Annotated in this window: 31 protein-coding genes; 19 read left to right on the plus strand and 12 right to left on the minus strand. The window is 56.3% G+C overall.

What is annotated here, in order from left to right; all coding sequences use genetic code 11:
* Positions 1–162 precede the first annotated feature (162 nt).
* The gene (locus tag DMO26_RS28895) at positions 163–561 is read left to right on the plus strand and encodes a nucleotidyl transferase AbiEii/AbiGii toxin family protein (protein ID WP_205421273.1); all 399 of its coding nucleotides are present in this window, start codon (positions 163–165) and stop codon (positions 559–561) included.
* 187 nt (positions 562–748) lie between these two features.
* Here the strand turns inward: DMO26_RS28895 and DMO26_RS28900 are convergent, their stop codons facing one another.
* Both DMO26_RS28900 and DMO26_RS28905 read right to left on the minus strand, forming a co-directional pair.
* Positions 749–1,642: a DMT family transporter gene (locus DMO26_RS28900; protein WP_117195787.1), complete on the minus strand. Its 894-nt coding sequence runs from the start codon at positions 1,640–1,642 to the stop codon at positions 749–751.
* 44 nt (positions 1,643–1,686) lie between these two features.
* Positions 1,687–2,088 carry a tautomerase family protein gene (locus DMO26_RS28905; RefSeq protein ID WP_117195788.1) on the minus strand — a complete coding sequence of 134 codons (402 nt, stop codon included), beginning with the start codon at positions 2,086–2,088 and terminating at the stop codon, positions 1,687–1,689.
* A gap of 88 nt (positions 2,089–2,176) precedes the next feature.
* Here DMO26_RS28905 and DMO26_RS28910 point away from each other — a divergent pair, with 88 nt between their 5' ends.
* Complete coding sequence (locus tag DMO26_RS28910) at positions 2,177–3,019, plus strand: LysR family transcriptional regulator (RefSeq protein WP_117195789.1); 843 nt, start codon at positions 2,177–2,179, stop codon at positions 3,017–3,019.
* 255 nt (positions 3,020–3,274) lie between these two features.
* Positions 3,275–3,646: a hypothetical protein gene (locus tag DMO26_RS28915; RefSeq protein WP_117195790.1), complete on the plus strand. Its 372-nt coding sequence runs from the start codon at positions 3,275–3,277 to the stop codon at positions 3,644–3,646.
* A 2-nt stretch (positions 3,647–3,648) separates the two neighbouring features.
* Here the strand turns inward: DMO26_RS28915 and DMO26_RS28920 are convergent, their stop codons facing one another.
* The 3 genes from DMO26_RS28920 to DMO26_RS34195 all read right to left on the minus strand — a co-directional run bounded on the left by DMO26_RS28920 (position 3,649) and on the right by DMO26_RS34195 (position 5,041).
* On the minus strand, positions 3,649–4,170 hold the full coding sequence (locus DMO26_RS28920) for a GNAT family N-acetyltransferase (protein ID WP_117195791.1): 522 nt from the start codon (positions 4,168–4,170) through the stop codon (positions 3,649–3,651).
* Positions 4,167–4,457, minus strand: a complete 291-nt coding sequence (locus DMO26_RS28925; RefSeq protein WP_117195792.1) for a type II toxin-antitoxin system TacA family antitoxin — start codon at positions 4,455–4,457, stop codon at positions 4,167–4,169. The genes DMO26_RS28920 and DMO26_RS28925 overlap by 4 nt, the downstream gene beginning before the upstream one ends.
* Before the next feature lie 407 nt (positions 4,458–4,864).
* Positions 4,865–5,041, minus strand: coding sequence for a hypothetical protein (locus DMO26_RS34195; RefSeq protein ID WP_205421274.1), 177 nt, complete (start codon positions 5,039–5,041; stop codon positions 4,865–4,867).
* Between the two features lie 492 nt (positions 5,042–5,533).
* On the opposite strand from DMO26_RS34195, the gene DMO26_RS28935 reads away from it, so the two are divergent.
* On the plus strand, positions 5,534–6,256 hold the full coding sequence (locus tag DMO26_RS28935; protein WP_117195793.1) for a helix-turn-helix transcriptional regulator: 723 nt from the start codon (positions 5,534–5,536) through the stop codon (positions 6,254–6,256).
* A gap of 77 nt (positions 6,257–6,333) precedes the next feature.
* Complete coding sequence (locus DMO26_RS28940) at positions 6,334–7,002, plus strand: acyl-homoserine-lactone synthase (protein WP_117195794.1); 669 nt, start codon at positions 6,334–6,336, stop codon at positions 7,000–7,002.
* 114 nt (positions 7,003–7,116) lie between these two features.
* Here the strand turns inward: DMO26_RS28940 and DMO26_RS28945 are convergent, their stop codons facing one another.
* Positions 7,117–7,587: a helix-turn-helix domain-containing protein gene (locus DMO26_RS28945; protein WP_117195795.1), complete on the minus strand. Its 471-nt coding sequence runs from the start codon at positions 7,585–7,587 to the stop codon at positions 7,117–7,119.
* A 16-nt stretch (positions 7,588–7,603) separates the two neighbouring features.
* Here DMO26_RS28945 and DMO26_RS28950 point away from each other — a divergent pair, with 16 nt between their 5' ends.
* Positions 7,604–7,993, plus strand: a complete 390-nt coding sequence (locus tag DMO26_RS28950; protein WP_162895099.1) for a hypothetical protein — start codon at positions 7,604–7,606, stop codon at positions 7,991–7,993.
* Positions 7,994–8,528: 535 nt separating this feature from the next.
* Here the strand turns inward: DMO26_RS28950 and DMO26_RS28955 are convergent.
* The 6 genes from DMO26_RS28955 to DMO26_RS28980 form a co-directional block, all read right to left on the minus strand.
* Positions 8,529–9,011, minus strand: a complete 483-nt coding sequence (locus tag DMO26_RS28955) for an RES family NAD+ phosphorylase (RefSeq protein ID WP_117195797.1) — start codon at positions 9,009–9,011, stop codon at positions 8,529–8,531.
* Entirely contained in the window at positions 9,011–9,586 is a 576-nt protein-coding gene (gene parS / locus DMO26_RS28960) for a type II RES/Xre toxin-antitoxin system antitoxin (protein ID WP_117195798.1), read from the minus strand. Before parS ends, DMO26_RS28955 begins: the two co-directional genes overlap by 1 nt.
* Before the next feature lie 494 nt (positions 9,587–10,080).
* The gene (locus DMO26_RS34200; protein WP_205421275.1) at positions 10,081–10,578 is read right to left on the minus strand and encodes a hypothetical protein; all 498 of its coding nucleotides are present in this window, start codon (positions 10,576–10,578) and stop codon (positions 10,081–10,083) included.
* A 179-nt stretch (positions 10,579–10,757) separates the two neighbouring features.
* Positions 10,758–11,333 carry a hypothetical protein gene (locus DMO26_RS28970; protein ID WP_319025415.1) on the minus strand — a complete coding sequence of 192 codons (576 nt, stop codon included), beginning with the start codon at positions 11,331–11,333 and terminating at the stop codon, positions 10,758–10,760.
* Positions 11,334–11,341: 8 nt separating this feature from the next.
* Positions 11,342–11,533 carry a hypothetical protein gene (locus DMO26_RS28975; protein ID WP_117195800.1) on the minus strand — a complete coding sequence of 64 codons (192 nt, stop codon included), beginning with the start codon at positions 11,531–11,533 and terminating at the stop codon, positions 11,342–11,344.
* Positions 11,534–12,190: 657 nt separating this feature from the next.
* A complete protein-coding gene (locus DMO26_RS28980) occupies positions 12,191–12,808 on the minus strand; it encodes a hypothetical protein (RefSeq protein WP_226951453.1) in 618 nt (205 codons plus the stop codon).
* Between the two features lie 121 nt (positions 12,809–12,929).
* On the opposite strand from DMO26_RS28980, the gene DMO26_RS28985 reads away from it, so the two are divergent.
* From DMO26_RS28985 to DMO26_RS29045, 13 genes are read left to right on the plus strand one after another with little or no spacing between them, the layout of a single operon-like run.
* Positions 12,930–13,883: a lytic transglycosylase domain-containing protein gene (locus tag DMO26_RS28985; RefSeq protein WP_226951454.1), complete on the plus strand. Its 954-nt coding sequence runs from the start codon at positions 12,930–12,932 to the stop codon at positions 13,881–13,883.
* 12 nt (positions 13,884–13,895) lie between these two features.
* Positions 13,896–14,237, plus strand: a complete 342-nt coding sequence (locus DMO26_RS28990) for a TrbC/VirB2 family protein (protein WP_117195801.1) — start codon at positions 13,896–13,898, stop codon at positions 14,235–14,237.
* A 4-nt stretch (positions 14,238–14,241) separates the two neighbouring features.
* Positions 14,242–14,541 (plus strand): type IV secretion system protein VirB3, encoded by a 300-nt coding sequence (locus tag DMO26_RS28995; protein ID WP_117195802.1) that lies wholly within the window; start codon positions 14,242–14,244, stop codon positions 14,539–14,541.
* 2 nt (positions 14,542–14,543) lie between these two features.
* On the plus strand, positions 14,544–17,003 hold the full coding sequence (locus DMO26_RS29000; RefSeq protein ID WP_117195803.1) for a VirB4 family type IV secretion/conjugal transfer ATPase: 2,460 nt from the start codon (positions 14,544–14,546) through the stop codon (positions 17,001–17,003).
* Complete coding sequence (locus DMO26_RS29005; protein ID WP_117195804.1) at positions 17,000–18,094, plus strand: lytic transglycosylase domain-containing protein; 1,095 nt, start codon at positions 17,000–17,002, stop codon at positions 18,092–18,094. Before DMO26_RS29000 ends, DMO26_RS29005 begins: the two co-directional genes overlap by 4 nt.
* Before the next feature lie 11 nt (positions 18,095–18,105).
* A complete protein-coding gene (locus DMO26_RS29010) occupies positions 18,106–18,807 on the plus strand; it encodes a conjugal transfer protein (protein WP_117195805.1) in 702 nt (233 codons plus the stop codon).
* 6 nt (positions 18,808–18,813) lie between these two features.
* Complete coding sequence (locus DMO26_RS29015) at positions 18,814–19,020, plus strand: hypothetical protein (RefSeq protein WP_404947097.1); 207 nt, start codon at positions 18,814–18,816, stop codon at positions 19,018–19,020.
* 10 nt (positions 19,021–19,030) lie between these two features.
* A complete protein-coding gene (locus DMO26_RS29020) occupies positions 19,031–20,059 on the plus strand; it encodes a type IV secretion system protein (protein ID WP_117195807.1) in 1,029 nt (342 codons plus the stop codon).
* A 41-nt stretch (positions 20,060–20,100) separates the two neighbouring features.
* Positions 20,101–20,796, plus strand: a complete 696-nt coding sequence (locus tag DMO26_RS29025) for a virB8 family protein (RefSeq protein WP_117195808.1) — start codon at positions 20,101–20,103, stop codon at positions 20,794–20,796.
* A complete protein-coding gene (locus DMO26_RS29030) occupies positions 20,796–21,605 on the plus strand; it encodes a TrbG/VirB9 family P-type conjugative transfer protein (RefSeq protein ID WP_404947096.1) in 810 nt (269 codons plus the stop codon). The genes DMO26_RS29025 and DMO26_RS29030 overlap by 1 nt, the downstream gene beginning before the upstream one ends.
* Positions 21,602–22,807, plus strand: coding sequence for a type IV secretion system protein VirB10 (gene virB10, locus DMO26_RS29035; RefSeq protein ID WP_117195810.1), 1,206 nt, complete (start codon positions 21,602–21,604; stop codon positions 22,805–22,807). The genes DMO26_RS29030 and virB10 overlap by 4 nt, the downstream gene beginning before the upstream one ends.
* Positions 22,788–23,816, plus strand: coding sequence for a P-type DNA transfer ATPase VirB11 (gene virB11, locus DMO26_RS29040; RefSeq protein ID WP_117195811.1), 1,029 nt, complete (start codon positions 22,788–22,790; stop codon positions 23,814–23,816). The genes virB10 and virB11 overlap by 20 nt, the downstream gene beginning before the upstream one ends.
* Complete coding sequence (locus DMO26_RS29045; protein WP_226951455.1) at positions 23,813–25,564, plus strand: type IV secretory system conjugative DNA transfer family protein; 1,752 nt, start codon at positions 23,813–23,815, stop codon at positions 25,562–25,564. Before virB11 ends, DMO26_RS29045 begins: the two co-directional genes overlap by 4 nt.
* Positions 25,565–25,630: the final 66 nt, after the last annotated feature.

The raw sequence follows: 25,630 nt of genomic DNA on the forward strand, positions 1-25,630 counted from the left end.
GCCACCCAAAGAATGGGCGATGGCAAAATCCCAATTCGCCGTTCTCTTCGCGGACCGCTTCCACGCCGCGAGGGCGTAAAACGAAATGTTTAACCGCACGCCCGTACACGAAATTCCTGACACTCCCCCTGGGCCTACGACTACGCGTCGTCGCGCGTCGAGTTGATCGATAATCGCGCGCTAACCATCCTCTGCTACGAACCCGGTTACACCCTAGTAAAAAAGCTCCAGGCCATCTCCACCAAATATCGCCTGGATCAGGAAACTGAAAAGTTCCCCGTCAATTTTCTGCGGCACTACTACGACGTCTACTGCCTGCTTGACCAACCGGACGTGCAAACCTTCATCGGCACGAAGGCGTATAATGTCAATAAGGACCGACGCTTTCCGAAGCTCGACAATAAGGTCATCAGCAGCAATCCCGCGTTCAGCCTTTCCGAGCCCGTGGCATTCCGCCGTTATGAACACGCCTATGAGCAGACCGCGGATCTCTATCACCACGGCAGGCCCAGCCTGAAGGAGATTCTCGCCCGCATAGCATCCTGCGCAGAGCGCCTCTAACGACCCTGTCGCTTTCTGGCTGACCTTTCGCTTTCCCTCTCGTGCCTGTGTCAGGACAACGACTCCTCTATCCGGGGTGTGAGGCAGAAATCCAATGCGTCCGTCCCGGCGCACCCAAACGACGCAAAGTTTCTTTGCCGATTGAGGCTGCTCGAGCTGCCTGGAAGCTGTGGGTTAAGGCATTCACTTACCTCCAGAAAATCAGCGCCATGCCGGCGACGACAAATGCGGCTCCGACCCAGGCCCCGGGTGCAGGCGGCTCCCGCGTCTTTAGCCAGAGCATTGGCAGAATAATCACCGGTGTTGTCGCAGACAGCGTCGAGGCGATCCCGACCTCTCCGCCGGAAAGCGCGAAGAGAAGGAGTGTCATGCCGAGGGCCAGGGCAACGATGCCCGTCATGGCAGTCTGAAGAAAGACACTTTTGGTCAGCGGAGCCTTCGGCCTGGCCGCTTCGATGGGCAATTGGGTGATCGCGGTCAGGCAGAGGGCGGCGACTGCAACGCGCAGCATGGAAGCGGCCAGGGGATCGATCCCGGTCGCCATGACAGGCCTCGCGATCAAGGAGCCGATCGCCTGGCTGAGCGCAGCCAGAAGTCCGACCAGTACGCCAAGCCAAAGCGGTCCCTTCACGGTCTCCCATTCGTGCGGCTGCGCCTTACGCTTGCCGAAGAGGATTGCGAGCAGCACCCCGCAGAGAGTCAAGCCTATGCCAGCCACGGCAATACCGGAAAGCTTCTCGTCAAGCACCACCCATCCGAGCAGCGTTGCGATCGGGGCATTCAAGGCAAATAGGATCCCCGAGCGGCGCGGCCCCAGCCGATTCAGGCAAGTGAACAGAAGCGTGTCACCTACAAATATGCCGATGAAGCCGGACACGAGAAGGGGCCACAATACATCCGGCTGCAGTTCCCGCCATGTCCCCGACGCGAGGACGTAAAGACCGAGCAGGAAGGTGATAAAGAGCTGCCGCGTCCTGTTGAAGGCCAAAGCTCCGAGATATTCCGCTGGGCGTGCAGAGAGGAGCCCCGTCAACGCCCAACAGGTCGCCGCGCCCACGGCTGCAAGTTCATAGATCCGCATCTCGTCCTCCTTGTTCTTCTGCCCGCTTTATCCGCTCATCCAGGCTAACCGTGCCTGCGCGCCCATCGCAGGTTCTGTGTCAGCCCACCGTAGCCATAGGCATCGCCGTCGACGGCGTGAACCAGGACATAGCTTGCCTCGTGCACCGGACCGATCAGGGCATTCATCTCGTCATAGACACGTCGGACCCATTCGGTCGTCTCGTCTTTGATATTCGTATGCTCAGTGATCGAGACCTCGACATAGAAGGTTCCAAGCTTCTGGTCGGCGACGCTCGATCCGGCAACAATCCAGTCACCGGGTTCGGCGCTTTCGACGAGGACCGCGGTGACACCCGGATCCTTGTGTAGGATTTCGGCCGTAAGGCGAGACAGCAGAGCTGCAACGTCCAGTTTCGGATCGCGTCCGTCCTGAGGTTTCGTGTAGCGGGCTTTGATCATGGGCATGGGGTATCTCCTTGTTGCCGGATGACCTTGTGCTAATCTCATCATAATGAGAAGATGCATCACGGTATTCCAAACATAGTGATTTCATATGATTGATCTCGAGAGCGTCCGCCTGTTCATCCTTTCCGTCGAACTCGGCAGTCTGACGAAGGCGGCCGATGCGGCAGGAACCGTGCAGCCTGTCGTCAGCCAGAAACTGAAGGCGCTGGAGCAGCGCATCGGCAGGCGGCTGATCGACCGTACACCACGGCACCTGCGGCTGACGGAGGACGGCCAGGTCTTCCTGCCGAAGGCACGAGAGCTGCTCGCCAAACACGAGGACGCGTTGATCTTCGGCGACGAACCACCGCTGCACTTCTCGCTAGCTGCCAGTGACCATGCAATCGGGGGCCGCCTGTCGGCGGCCATACGGGCGATTCGGATGGCGCTCCCCGCCAACGCGGTGATCGAAGTGAGTATCGGCTTCTCCCTGAACGTGAAGGATATCTTCGCTTCCGGGCGCGCGGACGCCGCCATCATCCGGCGCAACGGCGGTGGCTCCGACGGCGAGATCCTGCGCACCGACAGCCTGGGGTGGCGGGCGGCCCCCGGCTGGCGACCGCGCTCGAACAGCGCCATCCCGCTGATGTCGTTGGGATCCGGGTGCGGCGTCCGGGAAATCGCTGTGACGGAGCTTCGACGGGCCGGCGTGGACTGGCGCGACGCCTTTACCGCCGGCAGCTGTGCGGCGCTCCACGACGGAATTCTTGCAGACGCGGGTGTCGCGCCGATGGGCGACATCTGCGCCCGTGGCCTGCCCGACCGAGGAGCTGAGCTGGGGCTGCCGCCACTACCATCTTCGGACATCGTCCTTCTGTCTCGAGCACGAACGCCAGCCCATGCATCGGCGATCAGGGCACTGGCCGCGGCCGTGTCGGGCACGGGCGGCTGACGTAGCGCAATCACCGCAAGCTGCTGCACCTTGGCTGGTGACTCCGCATTCGAAACTCGCGGCATCGCCAAACAATTTTGGATCTTGTTTTGCAGCTGAAAGGGTGAGAGCCAACGACCCTGTTATTGCAAATTCCGTCTGTGGAAGATCGTAGGTCAGCTAATACTTAGCCTAGCTGGAATGACTGATTTGGGTCGGAGAACGAACCGGCTGTGAGAAAACGCTGACGTTACGTCTATTTGTTGATATCGACGCATGCCAGCGTTCATGGTAGGCAGGTTCGATTTCGAACTCCCTCCAGATGCCAAAGGCTTTTGCGAATTCGCGCTGGAAGAGTTATACCTCCTCAACAATTGCCGACAGACGTGCAAGCACAGCACCTTCCAGAACCTCTGCGAGTTGGGGCCGAGGGACGAACGAAAGCACAAAGCCGGAAACACGAACATCCGTATTTCCGACTATTGGCGGAATCGCTTTCCCGACAGCGATTTCGGGTTCGAGCACAGCTTCGTCAAATATGCGTCCGATCTGAAGATCGACTTGCGCAAACCTCCGGTGATATTGGGTTTTTTCGGATTTTTAGCCATGCCGACAGCGGGAACAGGAACCCGGACGGCAGGGAGATGAAATCACGGCACCAGCATTTTCTCGATGACATACATGGGTAGCACCAGCCGCATCGAATCCGGCAGACGCACGAACCCGTTGCCTTCATAGAAGGCGGCCGCGCGCTCGTTGATCGCGTCGACGACCAGCATCGACGAACCGATGGTCGAGGCGGAAGCGTAAGTACGCTGCACGGCGTCGGCAAGGAGGATCGCCCCCAGGCGCTCCGCTTGCCGTGCGGTCGACACCGCAAGACGCCCGACCAGCGTGGCGTTCACCAGCGGATAGCGCGGGATATGCTTGCGGGCGGCGACGGGAACGTCGCCCTGCGGCAAGCCCGTCGCGCAGAGCGTGTAATAGCCGAGCACCGTTCGGGGCTGCTCGGGTTCGAAGAGGATGAAGACGCCGTTCGCCTTGCGCCGCACGTCCTGGCTCGCCTGCGTCCGCAGGTAGCGGTCGAGGCTGTCGACCCCGCATGAGAAGGCATCGCGATCGTGATCGACCGAAAGCGGCACGATCTGCAAATCCGCTTGAGATGTCGTCACTCTTGCGGGGCGACCCGGTGCTTGTGGTCGGCGAGGGCACGCTGAAGACGATCGTTCGGTGTGGGCGGATTGATCAGGGCGTTGAAGAAAGCCTCGCGATCGCGGTCGGAGAGCACGAGCATTTCATGCTCTGTGATCGTCCGGCGCGCGGTGTCGGCGAGCGCCGTCACGCAAAAGTCGCTCACTTTACGCTGCGACAGGTATGCAGCACGCTCGATGAGATCTTTTGTTGCCTCGTCAACACGGAACCCGAGCCGTTCAATCCGGCCCGGCGTGTCCCGGTGCAATCTGGTCTACTTCTGAGGCATGGATATTGACCTCAACAAGTTTCTATTCCTCTGGATATGCACGTTCATTTGACTAACAATGCAAGATCAGCCGTCACCAGAGATGAAGCGATATGAAAACGTGACATTTTTGATTTTTCCGGCCAGTGGCCGCGATACCTGGCAGATCAGAGATCGAGAAATGACTGAAGCAGCTAAGAGGCCGACTACCGACTGTATCGGCGGAGAACGCCTTGAAACACGCGTAACCGCTGACCAGAACACCTGATAGAACATGCTGCTGCCCTCCAAGGGCGCACGGTGACAGCACGGCAAAATGGCACCAGCGGCTCTGCGACAGCCGTCAACGATATCAAACAACCTGCTCGACGTGCAGCGTACCCATTGCCAACGGCCTGATCAGGGTCTTAGCGGAAACCGTTGGCCAGTCGCCAGGAGCTGCGGTCGAGAATGAACGATCTGCCGGTCGTGATAAAGGGAGATGTCGAGACCAGGAAGCATGTCAGCATGATGAAGGCTTCCCGACTTGCCGCATCGGCTCGAATGCACCCGTTCAAATACCCGTAGATGTAGAGCTTCAGCATGTCGTCCGGATCGAACCCGTTCGCCCTGTTTCCTTCGCCGCCACCCGCTCGAATCCGGCGGCAGCAAGATCGAGGCCGTTAACTTTGATTGCAGCAGCGCCTACCCTCGCGCCAATCGCGCTCCGCAGTCAAATATGCCCAAGCTTGCCGACACTGGTAATGGTTTAGACTGAGAGATGCCGGATATGTAGACGAGAAAAGGCGAGATTTCGCAATTTACAGTAGCGCGGCAATCTCCTACAAAAGAGAAACTCTGAATCGGGACCGGCATTGGACGTCGATCTCCATAGAAGGTCAGTCCCCGCCACTGGAGGCATTCGAAGCTGACTGAGCAATGAAGCGTTCTGCGTCCTCGATGGGCTCATTGAGCTTCGATACGAAGACAACCCCACCTGAAAGCGCGACCACGCCCGAATAATTGCGTCTGAAGCCTGCTTGGTCCGCCCGACTGATGTCTGCCAGCGGCACCTTTGGAAGGGACGCAGGTTCGAGATGCTCTTAGCGAGTTTGCTATTTCAGTTTTCTGAAGCGTGCAACGCCGCGCAAAATCAAGAGGACGTGTCAGCCCTCGTTGAACGGGTGACCGCCGCTCTTGGCTTCGAGCGGTTCGCAATGACAGGGCTTCCTCTTCCCCATGAGGGACTTGAGAGCCATTTTCTATTAAACGGCTGGCCGCCCGGCTGGTTCTCCCAATATGTCGAGAAAGACTACTTTCGCGACGATCCCGTCGTCAACCTCGTCCGTCGCGTCGACCGCGCCATTATCTGGTCCGAGGCGATCAACAAGCAGGCCCTTCCCCCCAAGGCCAGTCAGGTCATGCGCGAGGCCGCCGATTTCGGACTGGTGGACGGTGTGACGGTCCCGATCTTTTCCCAAGCCGGCTTCGTCGGCCTTTTTTCGCTGTCCGGAAAGCAGGTCTCGTTATCTCCTCCTCATCGGGATCTTCTGCACATCATCGCGATCAGCGCCTTCACACGGCTTCGAGAGCTTGGCGGGACCAAAACCAAGATTGCGGACGAGGTGATGATTTCCCGTAGCGAGAGCGAATGCCTCACCTGGTGTGTCGCTGGCAAGACGGATCGAGAGATCGGGGAAATCACCCGCCGTTCACCCCGAACAGTTCAAGCGCATCTCGCCAATCTGCAGCGAAAACTTAACGCCGTAAACAGGGCTCAACTGATCGCCGAGGCCTTCCGACGCGGTCTGCAGCGGTGAAAATTACGACAATTTACGAATAGAATTCTTCCACCGGAGGCTGCACAATTAGCCAGTTATCCCCCGGAGGCGATTGAATGTTGGAAATCGTCAGAGGCGAACAAGGCCGGCAAAACCGCGTTCTTTTAGAAAAAGTATGGCGCTTTCGTCATCGATGCTTCGTTGAAGAGCTTGGCTGGGAAGAGCTCAGACGCGCCGATGGCCGTGAGCGAGACCAGTTCGACACAGCCGCCACAATTCATCTCGTGTTGACGGAGAAAGGCGAGGTCGCGGGTTATTCACGGCTATTGCCCACGACCACACCCCATCTGCTTTCCCACATCTTCCCGCAACTGGTGACAAAACGCCCCTACCCGAAGGGTGAGCATGTTTTTGAATGGGGCCGGTGTGGAACTGATAAGGGCGTGAACCAAATTCGCGGCGTTGCGACTGCTGATCTTTTGATGACCGGCGTCTTGGAATTTCTTGTAAGTGCGGAGATTGAAACCGTCATTATCGAAACGAACCTGAGGCTTGTCGATATGTTGAAGAGGAGAGGCTATCCCATGGATCTTCTAGGCGAACCTATGGTTTATCGGGGCGAGACGCTGATAGCCGTTGCGGCATATCCCTCCCCTCAATTGCTCGAACAGCATCGTGAAGCCTATTCGATAGACGGCTCCTTGCTTTCTTTCCCACCTGGCAAATGGCCAGCTATCGCCACTGCGCGTACCAATCTTCATTCGCAGGAAGGATGTGGCATCTAAGGGAACCGTCGAAACCGCGGCCCCTTGGACGTTGGGTGATTGGCAACGCCTCCGCCAACGCACGGAACAGCTCAATCTGGTCCCCAGGACGCGATATGCTGATGATAAGGGTTCTTAATTTTCGGCTTTGGGCCGCAATCGTGTCATTGCTTCGACAAGTGACAACAGGGAGTCTACCGCGTCGGAGGGCAGCGTTTCGACAATCTTAATGAGCGCAAGGCGCCTGTCTGCTTCCTCTCGGGTCTTGCCAAGTCGATAAGGAGCTGCAGCCATGACCACATCGATCGGCGAAAAATCAAGGAGTTCGCTTAAGTGAATGAGCCGGCTGACATTCATCTTCGTCTCGTTTCGCTCATATCGCCCGTAGACTTGAGGATGAAGCCCGAGCATGAGCGCAACATCGGCGTGCTTGAGCCCGCTTCGTTCACGCAGCTTTCTCAGCGTGTCGGAAATTCGCGCGTCGAGTTCGGAAAAATCCGGCACGCCTTCGTATCCGGGACGCCGGTAGATCAGCTTGTCGGCCTCCGGATCTTTGATCTCCACAAGGCCCTCATCCTCAATGTGCGTCTCAAGTCTGTTTTTCATGAAAGGAGGCTCGTCATTGTTTTCTCATCCTCATACATCAACGATACTCCCCATAGCCAGGCGGCAAGATATCGTTTCGAATGGCCGCAATTCGTCAAGCCCCGACCAAGACACAGTGGAAAGAGACGATGCTTCGCCAGATCTGGCAACCCTCACCTGCCATCACCAAAGCCTGCTGCTCGCTTTATTGCGGCACAATATTATTGATCAAGGAAATCCCCACCTCGCGGAACTCGTCCGGGCCGAGCGATTAGTCCGCCAACAACTTGTCTTGTGGCAACCAAGAGATGAACCTGAAGCACGCTTAAAGCTCGCATATTTCGCGAGCTACGTGTTGGCCACCCGAACTGGCTTCGACGCGGAGGCTATGCAGATTATTCGCGGCTCGGTAGAGAGGTTCTTCTAATGCAGCGCCTTGTCTCGGCCAAAAGTCACCGTCACGAGGACCAAGGCCGTAATTTTGCCGCCCAGATGCGGCGATCGCTGAGCGCCGCTGCTTAATCCTGCCATCGACCACCTTAACGGGACCCGGAACCGTATGAATGACAGGCGGTTTGAATGACAATTCTGCTTGATCGTCGGAGAGTGAGGTTGTTTGGAAAAAGGCGGTCATCTCCATATCCTGCAGAAAATTATCTTTCTTTCATGGCCGCAGAAGTGACTTCCGCGATCGGCGAAAACAAGTACTCCAGAATCCGGCGCTGTCCTGTCTTCACTTCCACTGTCACGATCAACCGTCACCAATGTGGCGCAATGACTCTTCGGCGAGCAAATTACGGCGCCAGACATTCCTCGCAAATACCGCAACAGTCTTCCTCGGTCGATGCTGGCCGTCCGCAACAGGCGAATGGCGGCGCTGTCGGATCAGCCGACACGGTCTCCGGTGGCAGGATTTCGATCTTGGGCAGGGACGGCGATCTCAGAACGGGCTCCGGAGTGATTTACGCCTTCGACTTCAGGCGTGAATCATAGAGCCATCTACGAACCTTCGTCGCTGAGATTTTGCCAGCGTCTGGGTGCAGCGGATTGACGAGCACATTCGACTCGTCGGGTACGATGACCGAAGGAACGAACAGACAGGCCGACCGACGTTCAGCCAGCCAAGTCGAGCCAAAAGCCAAACTGGCGCGCCCCGCCGGTAGCGCATCCCATCCTACCGGCGCTGTTTTGGCATCCAGCCGCTCGCTTGCGTCCCAGAGGTCTTGAGGGATGTCGATTCTGACGAGGTAGCGGTTTAAAGGTAAGCTAGACGCAGCAAAATGCACCAGCGTTTCCATTGCCGCGAGCGAGATGTTTTCCGCGCAGTAGAGTACGGCGAAGCCCGCCGCATTCCATCTCCCCCCCGTAACTTTTGCGCCCGTTCCTGTGAGGTCGTCCGCTTCATAATCTGGAGTGTCCGTCGCGATCCGCCAAACTGCGGGCATCAGGAATAGGCCCCACTCTGCATCCGGGCGAGTAATTGCGACACCATTGCCTGCCCTTCAAGTGTATCGATGAAATCGAGTGGACGGGCACCCCCAAGAGCCGGCACGGACTGCTGTAGCCAGGCGGCCAGCCAGCTTGCTGCGTCAAAGTCTTGCGCATCACCAGACTGCCGTACTATCTCAGTAACTTGGCCAACGAGTTTGGAAACGCCCAACACGCGCTCGCTATCTTCCGGGGATAGGTTTTCCTGCTTACTCACCTTGCGGTTCAACGTGGCGGTTGACATCCTGAGGCTTTCCAAAAGCACACTCTGAGGTATGCCAAGCCGCTCCTGCAGATGCTTCACGTCTCGTGCGCTGATCCCTTCGCGTATCATCTCAATCCGCTGCCAAGGCGGTGCTCGGAAGATTTCCTCGAAGTCGGAAACAGAAACAGTCCTCTTCCGCTTACTGCGACGCCCGGATTCCGATTTCTCGCCGAAAATCGCCCGCAGGAGCTTTTCCTCCTGGTTCAGCTGATCGAAATCGGATTTGACTTCGCGTGTCGATGTATCTCTTGCTGTTGCCGGGTCCATATGAATATCACGACATCACTTGTCGTGCTCCTTTGAGCATTAATATAACTCAAATGATTAGATATTCAAGCGCCATTGCCGCTGATTGGCTTTGCGATCTGGCAAATGGCAGGGTTGATGGACTCCAACCACCGACACTCGGTTACCAGGCTCAAGTTCCACGCCGCCACATGAATAAACGTTGGTCTCACCTGCAAATTTCTTGAGCCACTCAGTCTAGACAATCGTTCCGCTGAATGTCGATCATACAAAAGCAGATGTCCTTGTCATCGACGACGAACGGGCTTAGCCCATTAGAGCTGGCGAAGGCGGCGCGACGAGACAGAAGGAAAAGGACATAAAAAATGTAGAGATAAACAATGATGAGAAAAAATTGAAAAATTCGACGTTTATTTTATAGTAAATCCCTCGTATAATAATATAATCCAATTAAAGTTAGTGAAACCGGCAAGAAACCTACAGGCATTATTTATTTATACTTTGGGGCGCGCCGCCTAAAGGTTAAAGGATTTATAATTACATCTAAATCCAGAAAGGGCTAGTGCTGCAATTATTACTTGATAAACTTCATGTCCGTTAAAATTCTTCATTGTACCTGTGAATCTAAATGGTCGACGGTAGCCCCTGATCGAGTCTTCTTCCTGAGGATATGCAATTATGAGTTGCGAAATTGCAAACCAAGGTTTTACAAAATCAACCGGGAGTTTTAAACTCTCGTCTGTTTTGCCTGCTCTCATGGCGGTGCGTTTGAAATCCTTGAGCTTGCAGAAGAAGTTTTCGATCAAATGCCGGTGTCGAACCGCCAAGGGCGCGAACCAAATTCGCGGCGCTGCGACTGCTGATCTTTTGATGACCGGCGTCTTGGAATTCTCGTGCGGCACAATATCACTGATCAGGGAAATCCCCCACCTCGCGGAACTTGTGCGGGCCGAGCGATTAGTCCGCCAGCCAGCAACTTGTCTTATGGCAACCAAGAGATGAACCTGAAGCACGCTTAAAGCTCGCATATTTCGCGAGCTACGTTTTGGCCACCCGAACTGGTTTCGACGCGGAGGCTATGCAGCTTATTCGCGACTCGGTGAGGAGGTTTTTCTAGGGCCTCGCGTCGCTCGGCCGAAAACGATCCTCACAAGGGCGAGGACGCCGCCAGATCGCCGTGTCCAGCCTCTTCTCAATGACGCAAATTGAACCAGAACCGGCGCTTGCCGCCCTCACCGTCGGCGATATCGAAATAATAGGGGTCGGTACGCCGCGGCCTCGGGATAGATATCTCGACTAGGCAGCTGTTACGGTTACGCCAATCGTCGTTGCCGCTGTCCAGATAACGAAGCCGAACGCCCGTCCGTTCGTTTACAATTTCGTCGCCGTAGTGGCTTTGAAACTCTGCGCGGTCTTCGCATCTGTCGACCGTCTGAATGCATCGGTCGACGGTCGTAGGATTTGTGCCATGATTGCCGTTGGGATTGACCCGAGTTCCGACGGGGCAATCGCCATATTCCTCGTAACCCGACTTATCGACATTGGCTTCGCGACAAATCGGCCAGGAAAATCTTGGCTTTTTCATCTCGCGGATGAGCCTTGTCATTGGTGGGACACAATAGCCGATGCCCTGCCATGACGGCTCTCTGGAAGCTGCGCATAAAAGGACCTGACATCCCCAGGAAGCGTCCTGCGCCCGGGTCCAATCTGACGGAGGAATGAGAAACACGGCAATTCCAGCTAATTTCAAGAGAAGCCTTTTCATCATGGCATCCTTTACTCATCGCTATTGATCGGATCGGTCGCAACGGTCCAGACGTGAACAGAGAACGGTGGGCGGATTTTCCATTCGCCCACTCCGATCAGATCTTTCTGGTCGACGCTGATGGTTAGGTTTCCCACTATCCGAACCATAAGGTGGCCGGCGCTCCTCCGCAGCGGAATGCAGGCGCGGCGCTCGGCCGGCATGACCGCACCACTTCTCATGGCATGCCGACATCACAGCCCAGATCCCATAACCGGCGGACATAGCGTGGCTTTGATAGAGCAAATAACTGGGAGGGACCGGAGACGGGGACGAGACACGAGCCAAGCCAACGCGCAGCATATCGAGCGCAATGTCGCGACCCGCCACCAAACAGCGCCCCTGCGCAAGATTATCTGACCCATGATCCAGGGCGAAGCATTCGACGGATCGCCCACCGACCAACCTCTCCAGCCAGGCTTTGGCCAGCGCTCCGCAAGGCAGAGGTGACCGCTGATCCCGTGCTTTCGTCTGCAACGGCGAACGGGGATAGAATAAAAACTGCGGAATCGTACAAGTATCGATCTGTGCTAGCCGGACCCATTGCCCGCTTGCGGGATAAAAAAGTGTCCGGCCATCGACGACCGAGACCAAACCTCGATAGACCACCCCAGGATGGACCGAAAGCTTTGATCGAGCGTGACCTAAAAGGGCAAAATTGGTCGGACTTGTCGCTGGATCGGCGCCTTTTGCGGTCGGCACGATCGCGGCAAGAACTATTAAGCAGCCCGCGTAACATACGAGCTTGGGCAAACGCCTTAGAGGGGCTGACATGGGGCTAACGATCAAAGAGCATGCTGATCGGGAGAGAGATTTGCCACTCATGGTTCTTTCGTCCTTGGATCTGCCCACATCCCGAACGCCCCTTTCCTGCCGATTTGCTCGGCTCTCATGAGATCTGGACGGGCGGGGGAGCCATCACCGATTTTTTCAAGGCGCAACGCCCCCAATGACACAAGCTGCTCCTCAAACATCGACACGCTATCGAGACTGCCCGGAAAATAATGATAACCGTAGCAGGTGGCGTTCTGGACTTTGGCTTTCTCCTCACTGATGAACGCTCGGCAGAAGATAACCTTCGGATTCTTGAGCATGATCTCGAGCTGCTGCCGGGCATAATCTTCGCAGCGCCCGACAAAGCCGTCGCGTTGATTGACCATTTCTCCATCGCAAGGCGCCACCCCGTAAAGGTGGATAGCCATTGTCTCATGAACCCGAAAATCGGTTCCAGACAGAGCTTTGAACGGGCCTGACGCCGCATAACCCTGACGGCGGACCACGTTTTGCTTCCCGTCGTAATATTCGATCACAAGCACGGTACGTCCGGGCGCGGCCAGCGAACGCACATAATTTTTATCAAGGGCCTCCGCAGCTGGGCTCGGCATGGCAAGCACCAAGCTTCCGAGTGCACAAACCGCATTTCGCAACCCCATCATCATAACTAAATCCGTTATATCAGATCTGGAGAATCAGCCTTGCAATCGCCTCTGTTCCGTGTAGATATATACGAAAAACGTATCCCATTCAACTGGACTCCATTCGCCAAAGAATGAGACCGTGATGCGCCAGAGCCAGCATTTTTCCTCGATCCTAGAGCAAGCGTTACTCGCCTGCATGGCCTGCTTTGCAACGCCATCGGAGCATATAGATTTTGAGTATAAATTTCATAATTTATACGTAAAATCAAAGAACTATTATGAAAATCTGAAATTTCAATATAGGACGAACACACCCCTGGCTTCGAAAGACCTAGCCAGTTTCACGAAAGAGCCCCCTGCCCTGGGCTCTGCACGGGAGGATGCCCACAACAGCGGATACAAAGGCGAAACAAGTTGGTACTTTTTTAGTAACAGCCTTTCGAGGCACCACCTGCCGTCACTCGTTCTCGCCGGGCCCCATGGCTATACCAAAAATATGACACTGTTGAAAAACCGTTCAGCTTCCGTATCCATAGATCCGAAACCGGCGTGGAAGGCTCAAGAATGCGGCCCCTCACCGCTTGCGCCCACAGAGATCCGTCGTCTCGTCCAGCAATCGGCCAGGCGCCATCAGGTCGATGAGGCCTTGGCGATGGCGATCGCCTGGGCCGAGAGCGGCTTTGATCGGCGCCGGAATTCACCGAAAGGCGCTCGTGGACCGATGCAACTCATGCCGGAAACCGCTTTGCGCTTCGGCGTCACCGACATCTGCGACCCGGAAGACAATATCGAAGGCGGTATGAAATATCTGCGGGTATTGTTCGACGAGTTTCAAAACCCGCTCTTTGTCGCGGCCGCCTATAACAGCGGTGAACAGCGCGTTCGACAATATTCCGGGATCCCGCCGTTTGCCGAAACCCTCGGATACGTGGCGAAAGTCGTCAACCATCAGCTTGGCCTGCCAATGCCGTCGTTAAAGCGGAGCGCTACCCGTCGCTCGGGCCGCGCCGCCGCTGCGACCAACCGCGACGACGCAACCGGTGTCATCCCAGTTGAAAAAACCGGCCGGTTCATTGGCGGCGTCATGCATTTTTAAGAGGAGAAGTCGATGCGACAGGAAGGCAAAAACGCCCTTTTTACCGCACCAAAACCCATCATAGTCATCAGCTTCAGCATCGCCTTACAGCTGATTGTTGTCGATAGCGCATTGGCGCAAAGCAATGGGGGCGGAGCGTTTGCGCCGCTACAGGCGGCAGTGCAGATGATCGTCGACTTTATAACGGGTCCCTTTGGCCGACTGCTGGCGATCATCGCGGTCATCGGTCTTGGTTTCCTCGCCTTTGCCGGTCGCCTTTCTTGGTTCACGGCAGGCGCCGTAGTGATTGGGATCGGTTTGGTGTTCGGCGCACCGGCGATCGTCGATCAGATGATTGCGGCTGTGGGGCAGTAATTCGATGAACCCGCTTCAGGACGAAAGGCCGGTGCTGACGCCGCTTGTCATCGGCTTAACGAGACCACCCACGCTATGGGGAGTTCCCTATATGGCGGTGATTATCGTCATCGGCATCACCATCATCGGCTGGCTGGCGACAAATCATCTTTTGGCGCTTTCGATTGCCCCTGTCGCTTATCTTGTCTTGTTCTCGCTCTGCGCGCTCGACAGCAAGATCCTCGACGTATTGCAAGTTGCTTCCCGCAAGACGCCCCGCACGCCCAATACGCGTTTTTGGGGCACGAATTCCTATGGGCCGTAATCATGTTGAAGATCGTCAGCCAAGAACTCGGGTTTGGCCGCGTCGCTCGCGGCGAACGATCCATGTCGCGGCACATCCCCTATCTGCGACATGTGTCTGATACGGTGATCGGGCTTGAGAATGGCTCCCTGCTCAGCGTCATCAAACTGCAGGGCCTGTTTTTTCAGACCGAAGACCAGGCTGAGCTCAACATGCGCTCGGTGGTGCAAAACACGATGATCCGCGCGCTCGGGTCCAGCCGTTATGCACTTTGGTCAACGGTGATGCGCAGACAAGTCGAACCCGAAATCAGGGGCGTTTTCGAAAACGCCTTTTGTGCGCGTTTGAACAGGCGTTACCTGGAGCAATTGCATGACAAACGGATGTTCAGGAACGAGATCTATCTGACGCTCCTGCGGTCGGGCATGCGAGGCATGCTCGGCGTCGGCGGCACCGTTAAGGCGCTTTGGGAACAGGTGGATAAGGACACCCAGCTTAAACGAATGGGCGAAGAGGTTGCCGAATTCGAGGAACTTGTCGGCAATCTCGTCCAGGATCTCGGCAAATACGAGGCGCGCCCGCTCGGCATAATCTATCGGAGGCAGTCGAAGGGCCCTCAAGGCGATGAGGAACTGGCCGACACGATAAACGGAGAGCCCTATTCGGAGCCTTGTGAATTCTTCAATATGATCTTGACCTGCGGTGTGCCGCGCAAGATGCGGTTACCGCGGATCGGAATCCGGAACTATATCGGCGCCGCCCGCCTGCATTTCGCCAGGAGGACAATGCAGGCACAAGCGGCCAGCGATGAAGACAGTCGCTATGGGGCAATGCTGTCGGTTAAGGAATATCCGCCGTTCACCGGTCCGGGCATGCTCGACGGCTTGCTCCAGGTGAACCACGAATTCGTGCTGACGCAATCCTTCACTATTGCTGACAAGCCGATTGCGCACGAGCGGATAAGCCGATTGCAACGGCAAATCAGGGCGTCGGACGAAGCGGGAAGCTCGGTCGAGCAAGATATCGACCATGCTTTGAACAGCTTGATGAACCAGGAAGCAGTGTTTGGCTTCCATCATCTGTCGCTTTTATGCCTGTCGCGCGACCTCGAGGGGCTTGGCCGAAGCGTTAGTGAACTTGGTGCCTGCCTGACCGATATGAACATCAACTGGCTGCGTGAGGACCTCAACCTCGAAGCGGCCTTTTGGGCGCAGCTTCCTGGCAATTACGCTTATATCGCCCGCAAAGCGCTATTATCGAGCGCGAATTTTTCCGGGCTATCGGCAATGCATAATTTTGCAGCGGGACAGGCCGACCGCACCCATTGGGGATCGCCGATCACCATTCTCGAAACGACCTCCCAGACACCTTATTGGTTCAACTTCCATCGCCGCGACATCGGCCATTTTTTGGTCACCGGCCCGACCGGATCGGGCAAGACCGTCGCTTTAACCTTCCTAATGGCGCAGGCGATGCGTGTTTTGCCCACACCAAAGGCGGTCTTTTTCGATAAAGATCATGGCGCGGAGATCTTCGTGCGGGCGATCGGAGGCTCATACGAGATCCTTTCACCGGGAACGCCGACCGGCTTTAACCCGCTTCAGCTCGAAAACACCGGTCCGAACCGCGATTTTCTGCTGCGGCTCTTAAAGGCAATGCTGCGTTCTGGAGACCGCGGCGACCTCACGCAGGAGGACGAAGATACACTCGAGCGGGCGATTGTCCGCCTGATGTTAGAACCAAGGCCAGCCCGCAATTTCGCCAACCTGTCGGGCCTCTTGGTGGGGCGATCGCGGGCGGATGCCAATGACCTTCACGCGCGGCTGCGGCCATGGATCGACGGCGAGAAGGGCTGGGTGTTTAATGCGGCACAGGACGTTCTTGCCTTTTCGGCCGGCCGGGTCTTCGGTTTCGACATGACCCACATTCTCACCAACGAGGACGTCCGCACGCCAGTCCTGATGTATCTCTATCACCGGCTCGACGAGCTACTCGATGGCACGCCCACTATGTTTTTCATGGATGAGGGCTGGCAGCTTCTGATGGACGAGACCTTCAGCAATTTCATCGTCGACAAGATGAAGACCGTGCGAAAGCTGAATGGCATTGTCGGTTTCGGCACACAATCTGCCGCTGACATTGCAAGGGCAAAAGTCTCCCATACGCTGATTGAGCAGACAGCCACCCATATTCACTTCCCCAACCCGCGCGCAGATGAGGAAAGTTACGTCAAGCGCTTCGGCCTGACGATGAAGGAATTCAATTTTATCAGGACCACGCCCCCTGAAAAACGAACATTCCTGATTAAGCACGGCAATGATTCCGTTATCGCGAGGCTTGACCTTTCGACGATGCCCGATCTCGTCAAGGTGCTTTCAGGGCGCAAGGAGACAATCGAAGAATGCGCGCGCCTGCGTGAAAATCATGGCGAGGCACCGGACCGTTGGCTTGACCGGTTCTGCGGTTGGGGGGCGGACCAATGAGCAAACGGCCTGCTCTATGGGTGCTCGGCCTTTCCTTGGCGTTCGGCGCCGGCGGTCCAGCGCCGGCGCAAGTCCCGGTGATCGATCGCATCATTTTGTCGAGCGATGCCAATCGTGATGAGACCACTTCAAAGATCGAGGGCACCGATAACCGCCGTTTTTCTGTCAACCAGAGTGTTACTTGCGCGATCTATCGGCCGGGTCACCCAGGCGATGCAGCTTCGAGCGCCACCGCCAATCCTGAAATCGCCGGTCTCGTAAAACGTATCGCACGGGAAGAAAATGTCGAAGAAAGCCTTTTTCTCGCTTTGGTCTACCAGGAGAGCCGTTTTAACCCCTGCGCGAAATCGACGGCAGGCGCAATTGGCCTGGCGCAGCTGATGCCGGAAACGGCGCGAGAGCTTGGCGTCGATCCCTATGACATCGAAGAAAACCTTTCCGGCGGCGCTCGTTATCTTAAGCAGCAGCTTCAGCAGTTTAACGGCGACAGGTCGTTGGCGCTGGCCGCGTATAATGCAGGTCCCGGCCGCGTGCAGACTTATGGTGGCATCCCACCATTTAGGGAAACGCAGGGTTACGTGGCGGCAATCACACAAAAATGGCTACCAGCCTTTGGCGGCTCGAACGTCTCTGACATTCCGGCAAATTACGGCGGCGGTTCAATCGCCTATATCGGGATGCGTAACGCCACGATCACCTCAATGGCCACCTCGCGGGCGATTTCCGATAGCAGCGGCAATGTCGCGTCTTGGTTGGGACAATTGGGCGAAATGCCGGCCGGCACGCTTAAGGATAGCTGGGATCATAATGCCGGCGCCCGCATCGCAAACCTTGAGATGATGAACCAGGTCATTCGCCTTGGCGCAACCATGACTGATCTGTTTCATTCCCGTAGCGCGGTCAAGGTCAGCGGCCTGTCAGGCTCATCGCGCTCGGTCGATACCGAGGATGGTCACGAAAGTAAGGACGACCCTGACACAGCCGGAACTTGCGATCCGCACCAGGGACTGGAGTGGAGCTCGATTGCGAGGGCTTGTGTTCTACCGCGTCAGCGCTCAGCCGATATCGCACTGATGTTAAACGCTCAATGAGGAGAGCTGTCATGAAGAAGTTGGTACTCATAGTGTCCTTGCTGTCGATTACATCACCCGCGCTCGCGCAGGTGCCCGTCATCGACAATGCTAACTTGAAGGTCGCCGAAAAAACCTCGCGCACGACGGACGAAATCCTCGAAACGAATAAGCAGGTTCTAAAGACCGCCGAGGAAACGCTGAAGGCGGTGACCGGAAACCGCGCCGGCGAGGCAAGTCCGATGCAAAAGCTTGCCGTCGGCGACGGCTTCAGTGTCTCCCAAATGCCGCCACTCGATAGTCTTGTTTCCAGCGAGACGGTGAATTTCGGGGCTATGAAGGGCGACGCTGCACAAGTTGCCACCAGGCTTCTCAACGGTCTGCAGCTGGTCAAAAACCTGTCAGGCAAGAACAATAGCGGTTATTCCGGCGACAAATCCTATGAGGAGCTGGTCAAGACGGTGCTTGGTGTGGCCGCACTCGTCGCCGGATCGCATCAGGCGGTTCAAAATCGCCGCGTCGCATTTGAGCGAGCAGGCGCCAGCATCGGGCAGAGCCAAGACATTAAAGGTTCGATCGATCAAAATACCCAGCTTCAGGTCCAGGCCGGCATGACCATCAACGAGCTGATCGGCGTCATGAATGGCGCGGTCTCCTCACTGCAGGCCGACAACCAGCGTCGGCTGACGGATATGTCGAACTCAAAAAAAGCACTCAGCTATCAAGACGAGTAACCAATGATGATCGCCAAGAGGCTTGTTTTTTTGGTCGCCGCGGCCCTTGCCGGCTGCGGCAGCGCCTCTCAGGATAAAACGGCACCGTGCAAGCGGCCTGCCGAGCTAACATCCTTTGCGCCCAATCCAATAACAGACTGCGGCAAGATGACGAAGGTCAACGGCGACGCCAACGCCGCCTTGGCGGCCATTGACGCGTTGGCGGATAGATAGAGAGCCCGGCATGCACGACTTTCTAGGCGACCTCCTTGAACGCGTTGAGCAAACAGGTGCGCATTTCTCCGAAGCGGCCTTTGGGATCGTAGCGACCCAGATCGCGCCGCTACTTACGGTCCTATTCATCGCCTATGTGGGCTATTACGGTCTCCAGCTCCTGATCGGGACCGCGCGGGTGAGCATCGGCGAAATCATCGGCCGCGTCACGCGCATGCTCATCATCCTGTCGCTTGTTCGTGAATGGGGAAATTTCAACAACCTATTTTACACCTGGCTGAATGATACGCCCGAAGACGTGGGACGTGCGATCCTGGCAGCGACCGGAACCGGTATCACCGAGCCGACCAATGGGTTGTCGATGATCTGGAAAACCGCCAATCAGGCCGCCTCAGCATTTGCCGAGGAGTCCGGTTATCTTTCGATCCTGCCCTCGATGGTCGGTTTCTTGATCATGTTATGCGTTGCCGTTTTCATCGCAGTGGCGCTTGCGATCCTCCTGCTTGCGAAGGTGATGATGTGGGTGTTGACGGGCACAGCTCCGATCTTCATCGCCTGCATGCTCTTTGATCGGTCCCGCGGCATTGGGGTGGCCTGGGTTCAGCAAGTTCTAACCTATGCGTTAATCCCCCTATTCGTTTATGTCGTAGCGGCGTTTTTAATTGCCGCCATGGATCCGGAGCTTTCGAAGGTGACAGATGCTGCTGGCCAAAGGCGTCTGCAACTGAGCGACGTCTCGGCCTTCCTGTTGCTTTGCTGCGCCGGCGCTTTCGTTCTCTTTAACATCCAAGTGCTCGCTCAAGGCATTACCGGTGGCGTCGCCGCGGGCATTGGCAGAATGGCGCGCAACGCCGGACATCTCATGGCGCTCACCATGCCCAAAGCGGCGCTTGGATTATCCCGCTCATTGGCCGGCGCGGTTGGCAATCTTGGCATGCAGGCCAGAACGCGAACGATGGAAGGGATGAGGACCAACATTCGCAACGCAGCGGCTGAGGCAATGCAAAATCGCATCACCAGCAACAGCCTGCCCAACTGAGGTTGTTGTTCGTCGCGGATGATTTTGGAGGTACGCGCGAAATGACCAAATCGGACGACACCGCTCTTCATAGCTATTTTCAAGACGGCGAGCGATGGGAACAAGAAATCCTGAAAAGCGCCAAACGCTCTCGCGCGATTGCCTGGCTCCTCGTCGTTATCTTCGCCTCCATGACTCTATTGTCACTGACAGCCATCATCCTGCTGGTGCCGCTCAAAACCTTCGAGCCTTATATCGTCGAAGTCGACAAGAATACCGGCTATCTGGAGGTCAAATCCGGGCTTACCCGACCCGCCAAGCTCAGCGATCAGCAAGCCGTCACCCAGGCCAATGTGGTCCGTTACATTCGCGCCCGCGAGGGATATGATCCCTTTGCGATCACCGACAATTTCGAACTTGCCGCCTTGCTGTCCACCGGCGCTGCGGCCCGTGAGTTGCAGGAGCTTTATAGCGCGGCGCGAGAGGACAATCCGGCGAAGGTGTATGGCAAACACAAGACCGTAAGCGTCGATGTGAAATCCGTCACATTTTCAAATTCAAGCACGGCCCTCGTCCGCTTCTCGACCACCGAAAAATCCGACACCGAGCAGATCGTCCGCCATTTCATAGCGGTCGTGCGTTATCGCTATACCGAAACACCGGCGACAAATGAGTGGCGGTTCGAAAACCCCCTCGGCTTTCAAGTCTATAACTACCGCCGCGACCAGGAAACGGTAACTGCGGGAGATGCCGGATGATGAAGCCGTTCGCCCTTCAGGCAGCCTGCTGCTCTCTTGTCGCCGCCAATGTCTTTGCCGCACAAGCGCCGCGTCCAGGCTCGCTTGATCAGCGCGTCACTAGCGTCGTCTACCAGCTCAACAATGTCGTCGAGGTGTCTGCGACCTATGGCATCTCGACAATGATTATCTTCGACGAGGACGAAAAATTCGAGACAATCTCGCTCGGCGACACAGACAGTTGGCAAGTCGCCCCTTCAGAAAAGGGCAACATTCTTTTCGTGAAGCCAGTCGCAAAGGACGTCGCCACCAATATGAACGTCGTGACGACTAAGAGGATCTATTTCCTAAAGCTCAATGACTATGCGCCGAGAGATGGGAAGCAGGTGTTCGGCATTCGCTTCCTCTATCCGGAGAAGGATTTAAACGCGCGATTGCGCGAGGAAGCCCAGCATCGGGCGGCCTTTCCGAATATCTCGAGCATCGACAAGGCAAATGTCAATATCGACTACTCGTTTTCGGGTGATCCCGCTCTCAAGCCATCGATGATCTTCGATGACGGGAAGAAAACCTTCTTTAAGTTCAAGGCAAGCGTGCCGGCAATCTTCGCCGTGCAGGCGGATTTTTCGGAAACGCTGCGCAACTTTCGCAAGGAAGGCGACTACATCGTCGTTGACGGCGTCGCCCAGCAATACACACTTCGAGACGGCAACCAATGGACCTGCATCTTCAACCTTGGAAAGCCGGATGTCAGTGACCCGGATCCCGACATTTTGGGGCCGGTCCTTGACGTGAAGGCGACAAAACGGCGGGGCGGCGGCAACCAATGAAAGTGGGCCCCGAACTTCAAGCCTTGGCGGCGGCCGATCAAACGCCAATCGGCAACCATAATGCCGGGCGAAATCAAGCCCTGGGAATGGTGGCGTTGCTTATTGGTGGTGTCATTGCCGGTTATCTCACGCTGACGAGCACCACAGAAAAGTCGCAGGACAATCTTCAAAGCGACGAGGAGTTTCAAACAACGACGTTCCGGCCGCCCTCCTTCCTCAGGGAACTTGAAAAACCGAAGCCCGAACCACCGCAGCCGATCATCCAACTGCCGCCTCCACCCCCGGATATGTCCAATACGCAGCCCACGACATTTGAGGTCCCTCCCCCGCCGGCGGCGATGGAGCCTCTGGCGGCGCCCCAACCGGCAGAGGAGGATTTTCCGAAGCGGTATCGCTCAAGCCTGATCACGCTCGACCAACAAGGCGATCGAACTCGCGATGATAATTTGAGCAGCAGCGATGGTTCCACTCTGGTAGCCGCTGGAGAGGACCGCAACAACAAGTATCTCAACACAGCCGCCGGCCTTGCCGATCGCCGCGCCACGGCACGCCAGATCGAGCGGATCGACGCAATAATTCCTGAAGGCACCCTCATTCCAGGCATTTTAGAGACCGCGATCAACAGCGATTTACCCGGTCAGATCAGGGCAATCACATCCGAAGATGTTTATTCATTCGATGGCCGACATGTCCTGATCCCGACTGGCACGCGCCTTATCGGAGAATATCAGTCCGAGGTGACCCGCGGCCAAAGGCGAGTTTTTGTCATATGGACTCGTCTCCTGCGTGACGATGGTGTTTCGGTCCGGCTGAACTCGATCGGTGCAGACAGTCTCGGGCGATCCGGATTGAGCGGTCACGTCGATAACAAGTTCCGCGAACGCTTCGGCGCGTCGATCATGTTGTCGGTCGTTGGAGCCGGTGCCAGTTATCTGACCGGATATGGCAGCGCGCGGTCGTCCGGCAACCGCGATGACAGTGAGCGCGGCGCCGAGCTTGCCCGCCAAACCATAGCGGAAACCTTTAGCGATATGGCAAATACGGTGCTTTCCGAGAACCTTCGCATCCCACCGACCATCAGCGTTGCCCAGGGCGAACGCATCTTTGTTTATGTCCGTCAGGATCTCGATTTTAGCGCTTTATACGACGATCCGGTTAATCAGGCGATGAAGGAGATCCAACGTGAACGGCGCGGCAGGTAATCTGACACCGGCATGGCGCGATCGCGATTACTTTCTCCAGCGCGCGCTTGAGCCCATCCGGCATTTCCTCAACGATCCCGAGGTGATCGAGATTGCGATCAACAAGCCGGGGCACGTGTATGTCGAACGGCGCGGCGCCAACTTTATGGAACATCATCTGATCGACGGGCTAACCGCCGGCGAAATCCAAAACCTCGGCGAGCGTGTTGCGGCGGCGACAAGTCAATTCATCAGCCGCGCCAAACCGATCTTGAGTGCCTCGCTTCCAACTGGCGAACGCATTCAGATCATCCTGCCGCCGGCCGCGGTCGAAGGCGGTGCAGTATCGGTGCGAAAGCAGGTGGTAAGTCATTTTACGCTTGAGGAATTGAGAGATGCCGGAGGGCTGGAAAAGGTCACCGTCTCGGTCGGTGGTTTTAGCGACGTCGATCGTGATCTGGTTGGGCATCTGCGCGGCAATCGGATTTACGATTTTATCCAGACGGCAGTCAGCCGGCGGCTGTCGATGTTAATCAGCGGCGGCACGTCGTCCGGCAAGACGACATTTTTAAATGCCTGTTTAAAAAGCGCCCATCCGCAAGAGCGGATCATCACCCTTGAAGACACACGAGAACTTTTCCCACCGCAGCAAAACGCGGTTCACCTGGTCGCCTCGAAGGGCGATCAAGGCTCCGCCGACGTGACTATTCAGAGTTTGCTCGAAGCGTCACTTCGCATGCGGCCCGACCGCGTGTTCGTTGGAGAAATCCGCGGCGCGGAAGCCTTCTCTTTCCTTCGCGCCATCAATACAGGACATCCGGGCAGCATGTCGACAGTGCATGCCGACACGCCGCTTGGCGCTTATGAACAGATTGCCATGATGGTCCAGCAAAACGGGCTGTCAACGGGATTTTCCAGGCAAGATCTGATGGCTTACATCAAGATGGTCATACCGATCGTTATCCAGCTCCGCCGCGAGGGCGGGAGACGCGGCGTCTCTGAGATCTTCCTTGCCAGGAATGAGCTATGACCGGGAAGCTCAGGGCCTTTTATCTCGCCTTCTGCCTGGGCATCGCGCTTCCGGTCTGGATGCTAGGTTACGGCCTTTGCCTTCAGCTCTTCTACAACGACGGCCGCATTCTTGAAGCAACGCTGACAGACAACCCGTTTGCCGCGGTCGAACAGCTCTGGTTTTATAAGACGAACCGCGCTTTGCAAAAGGTGGCTCTCGGCGCGACAGTGCCAGCATTGCTGGTTGCCGGCTTCGTCGCTCATATTGGCATTCGGACCAAGAGCAGTCCTTTGGGTGATGCTGCGTTTCAAGACAGGTCCTCGCTTCGGCGCGGCAAGTGGTTTCGAAAGCGGGGACATATCCTTGGGCGCAGCGGCAGTAGAATTCTGCGTGTCGACGACGATCGGCACCATCTAGTTATCGGCCCGACCCGCTCCGGCAAGGGCGTCGGTTATGTTATTCCCAACGCTTTGTTGCACGAAGGGTCGATGATCGTCACCGACCTGAAAGGCGAGATTTTCAAGGCCACCGCTGGTTATCGCCGCCGCAACGGCAGCCAGGTATTCCTGTTTGCACCAGGGTCCGAACGGACAAATTCCTACAATCCACTTGATTTCGTGCGGATGGAGCGGGGCGATCGAACCACGGACATTCAAAATATCGCCGCCATCCTTATTCCTGAGAACATCGATTCCGAAAATTCCGTTTGGCAGGCAACAGCACAGCAAGTTCTAGCCGGCGTCCTCAGTTATATTCTCGAAAGCCCCCATTATCACGACCGCCGCAACCTTGGGGAGGTCAATTCCTTTTTCAATACCGGTCTTAACCTGCAAGCGCTGATGAAGCTCGTCAAGGAGAAGGAGCCTTCTCTTTCGAAGTACACGACCGAGAGCTTCAATTCCTATATCGCGCTTTCCGAGCGCGCTGCCGCTTCGGCTCTACTTGACGTGCAAAAGGCCCTGCGTCCATTCAAAAACGAACGGATTGTTGCCGCGACCTGCTTCACCGATATGAACCTGCGCGCCCTGCAGCGCCGGCCGATGTCGATCTACCTGGCGCCTAATATTCGGGACATATCGTTGTTGCGTCCCTTGCTCACCCTCTTTGTCCAACAGGTCATGAATATCCTGCTGCAGGAGCAAGAGTATGATCAGAGCTCGTTGCCCGTCTATTTCCTCCTGGACGAGTTCCGCCAGTTGAAGCGGATGGATGAGATCATGATGAAAATGCCTTATGTCGCGGGGTACAAGATCAAGCTAGCTTTCATCATTCAGGACCTGAAGAGTCTCGACGAAATCTACGGCGAGACGGCACGTCACTCGCTGCTTGGCAATTGCGGCTATCAGCTGATCCTTGGAGCCAATGACCAAGCAACTGCCGAATATGCCTCTCGGGCGCTTGGCAAGCGCACCATCCGATATCAGTCTGAATCGCGGACCATCGAGTTGCTCGGTTTGCCCCGGCGGACCAAGACCGAACAGATCCGAGAGCGCGACCTGATGATGCCGCAAGAAATTCGGCAAATGCCGGACGACAAGATGATCCTTCTTGTCGAGGGTCAAGCTCCGATTTTCGGGGAAAAGTTGCGATACTTTCAAACCCAGCCATTTAAATCGGCGGAAGCATTCGCGCGGCGAAACGTTCCCCATCCGCCACGGATCGAACCTTGTCTACAATTGTCTATTCCAGCGGCGATCGCTCGCTACGCGGCATTGCTGGATATGCCCTCATCGACGTCGGTTCAAGACAAGGAAGACCAGACCTAACCCGCTTTGCGCGGCGGATGATTAAGGACGCGGTGTCTGCACATGTATCATGACCCTATGCCGCAG

Source organism: Rhizobium terrae (assembly GCF_003425685.1).
Lineage (GTDB): Bacteria > Pseudomonadota > Alphaproteobacteria > Rhizobiales > Rhizobiaceae > Neorhizobium > Neorhizobium terrae.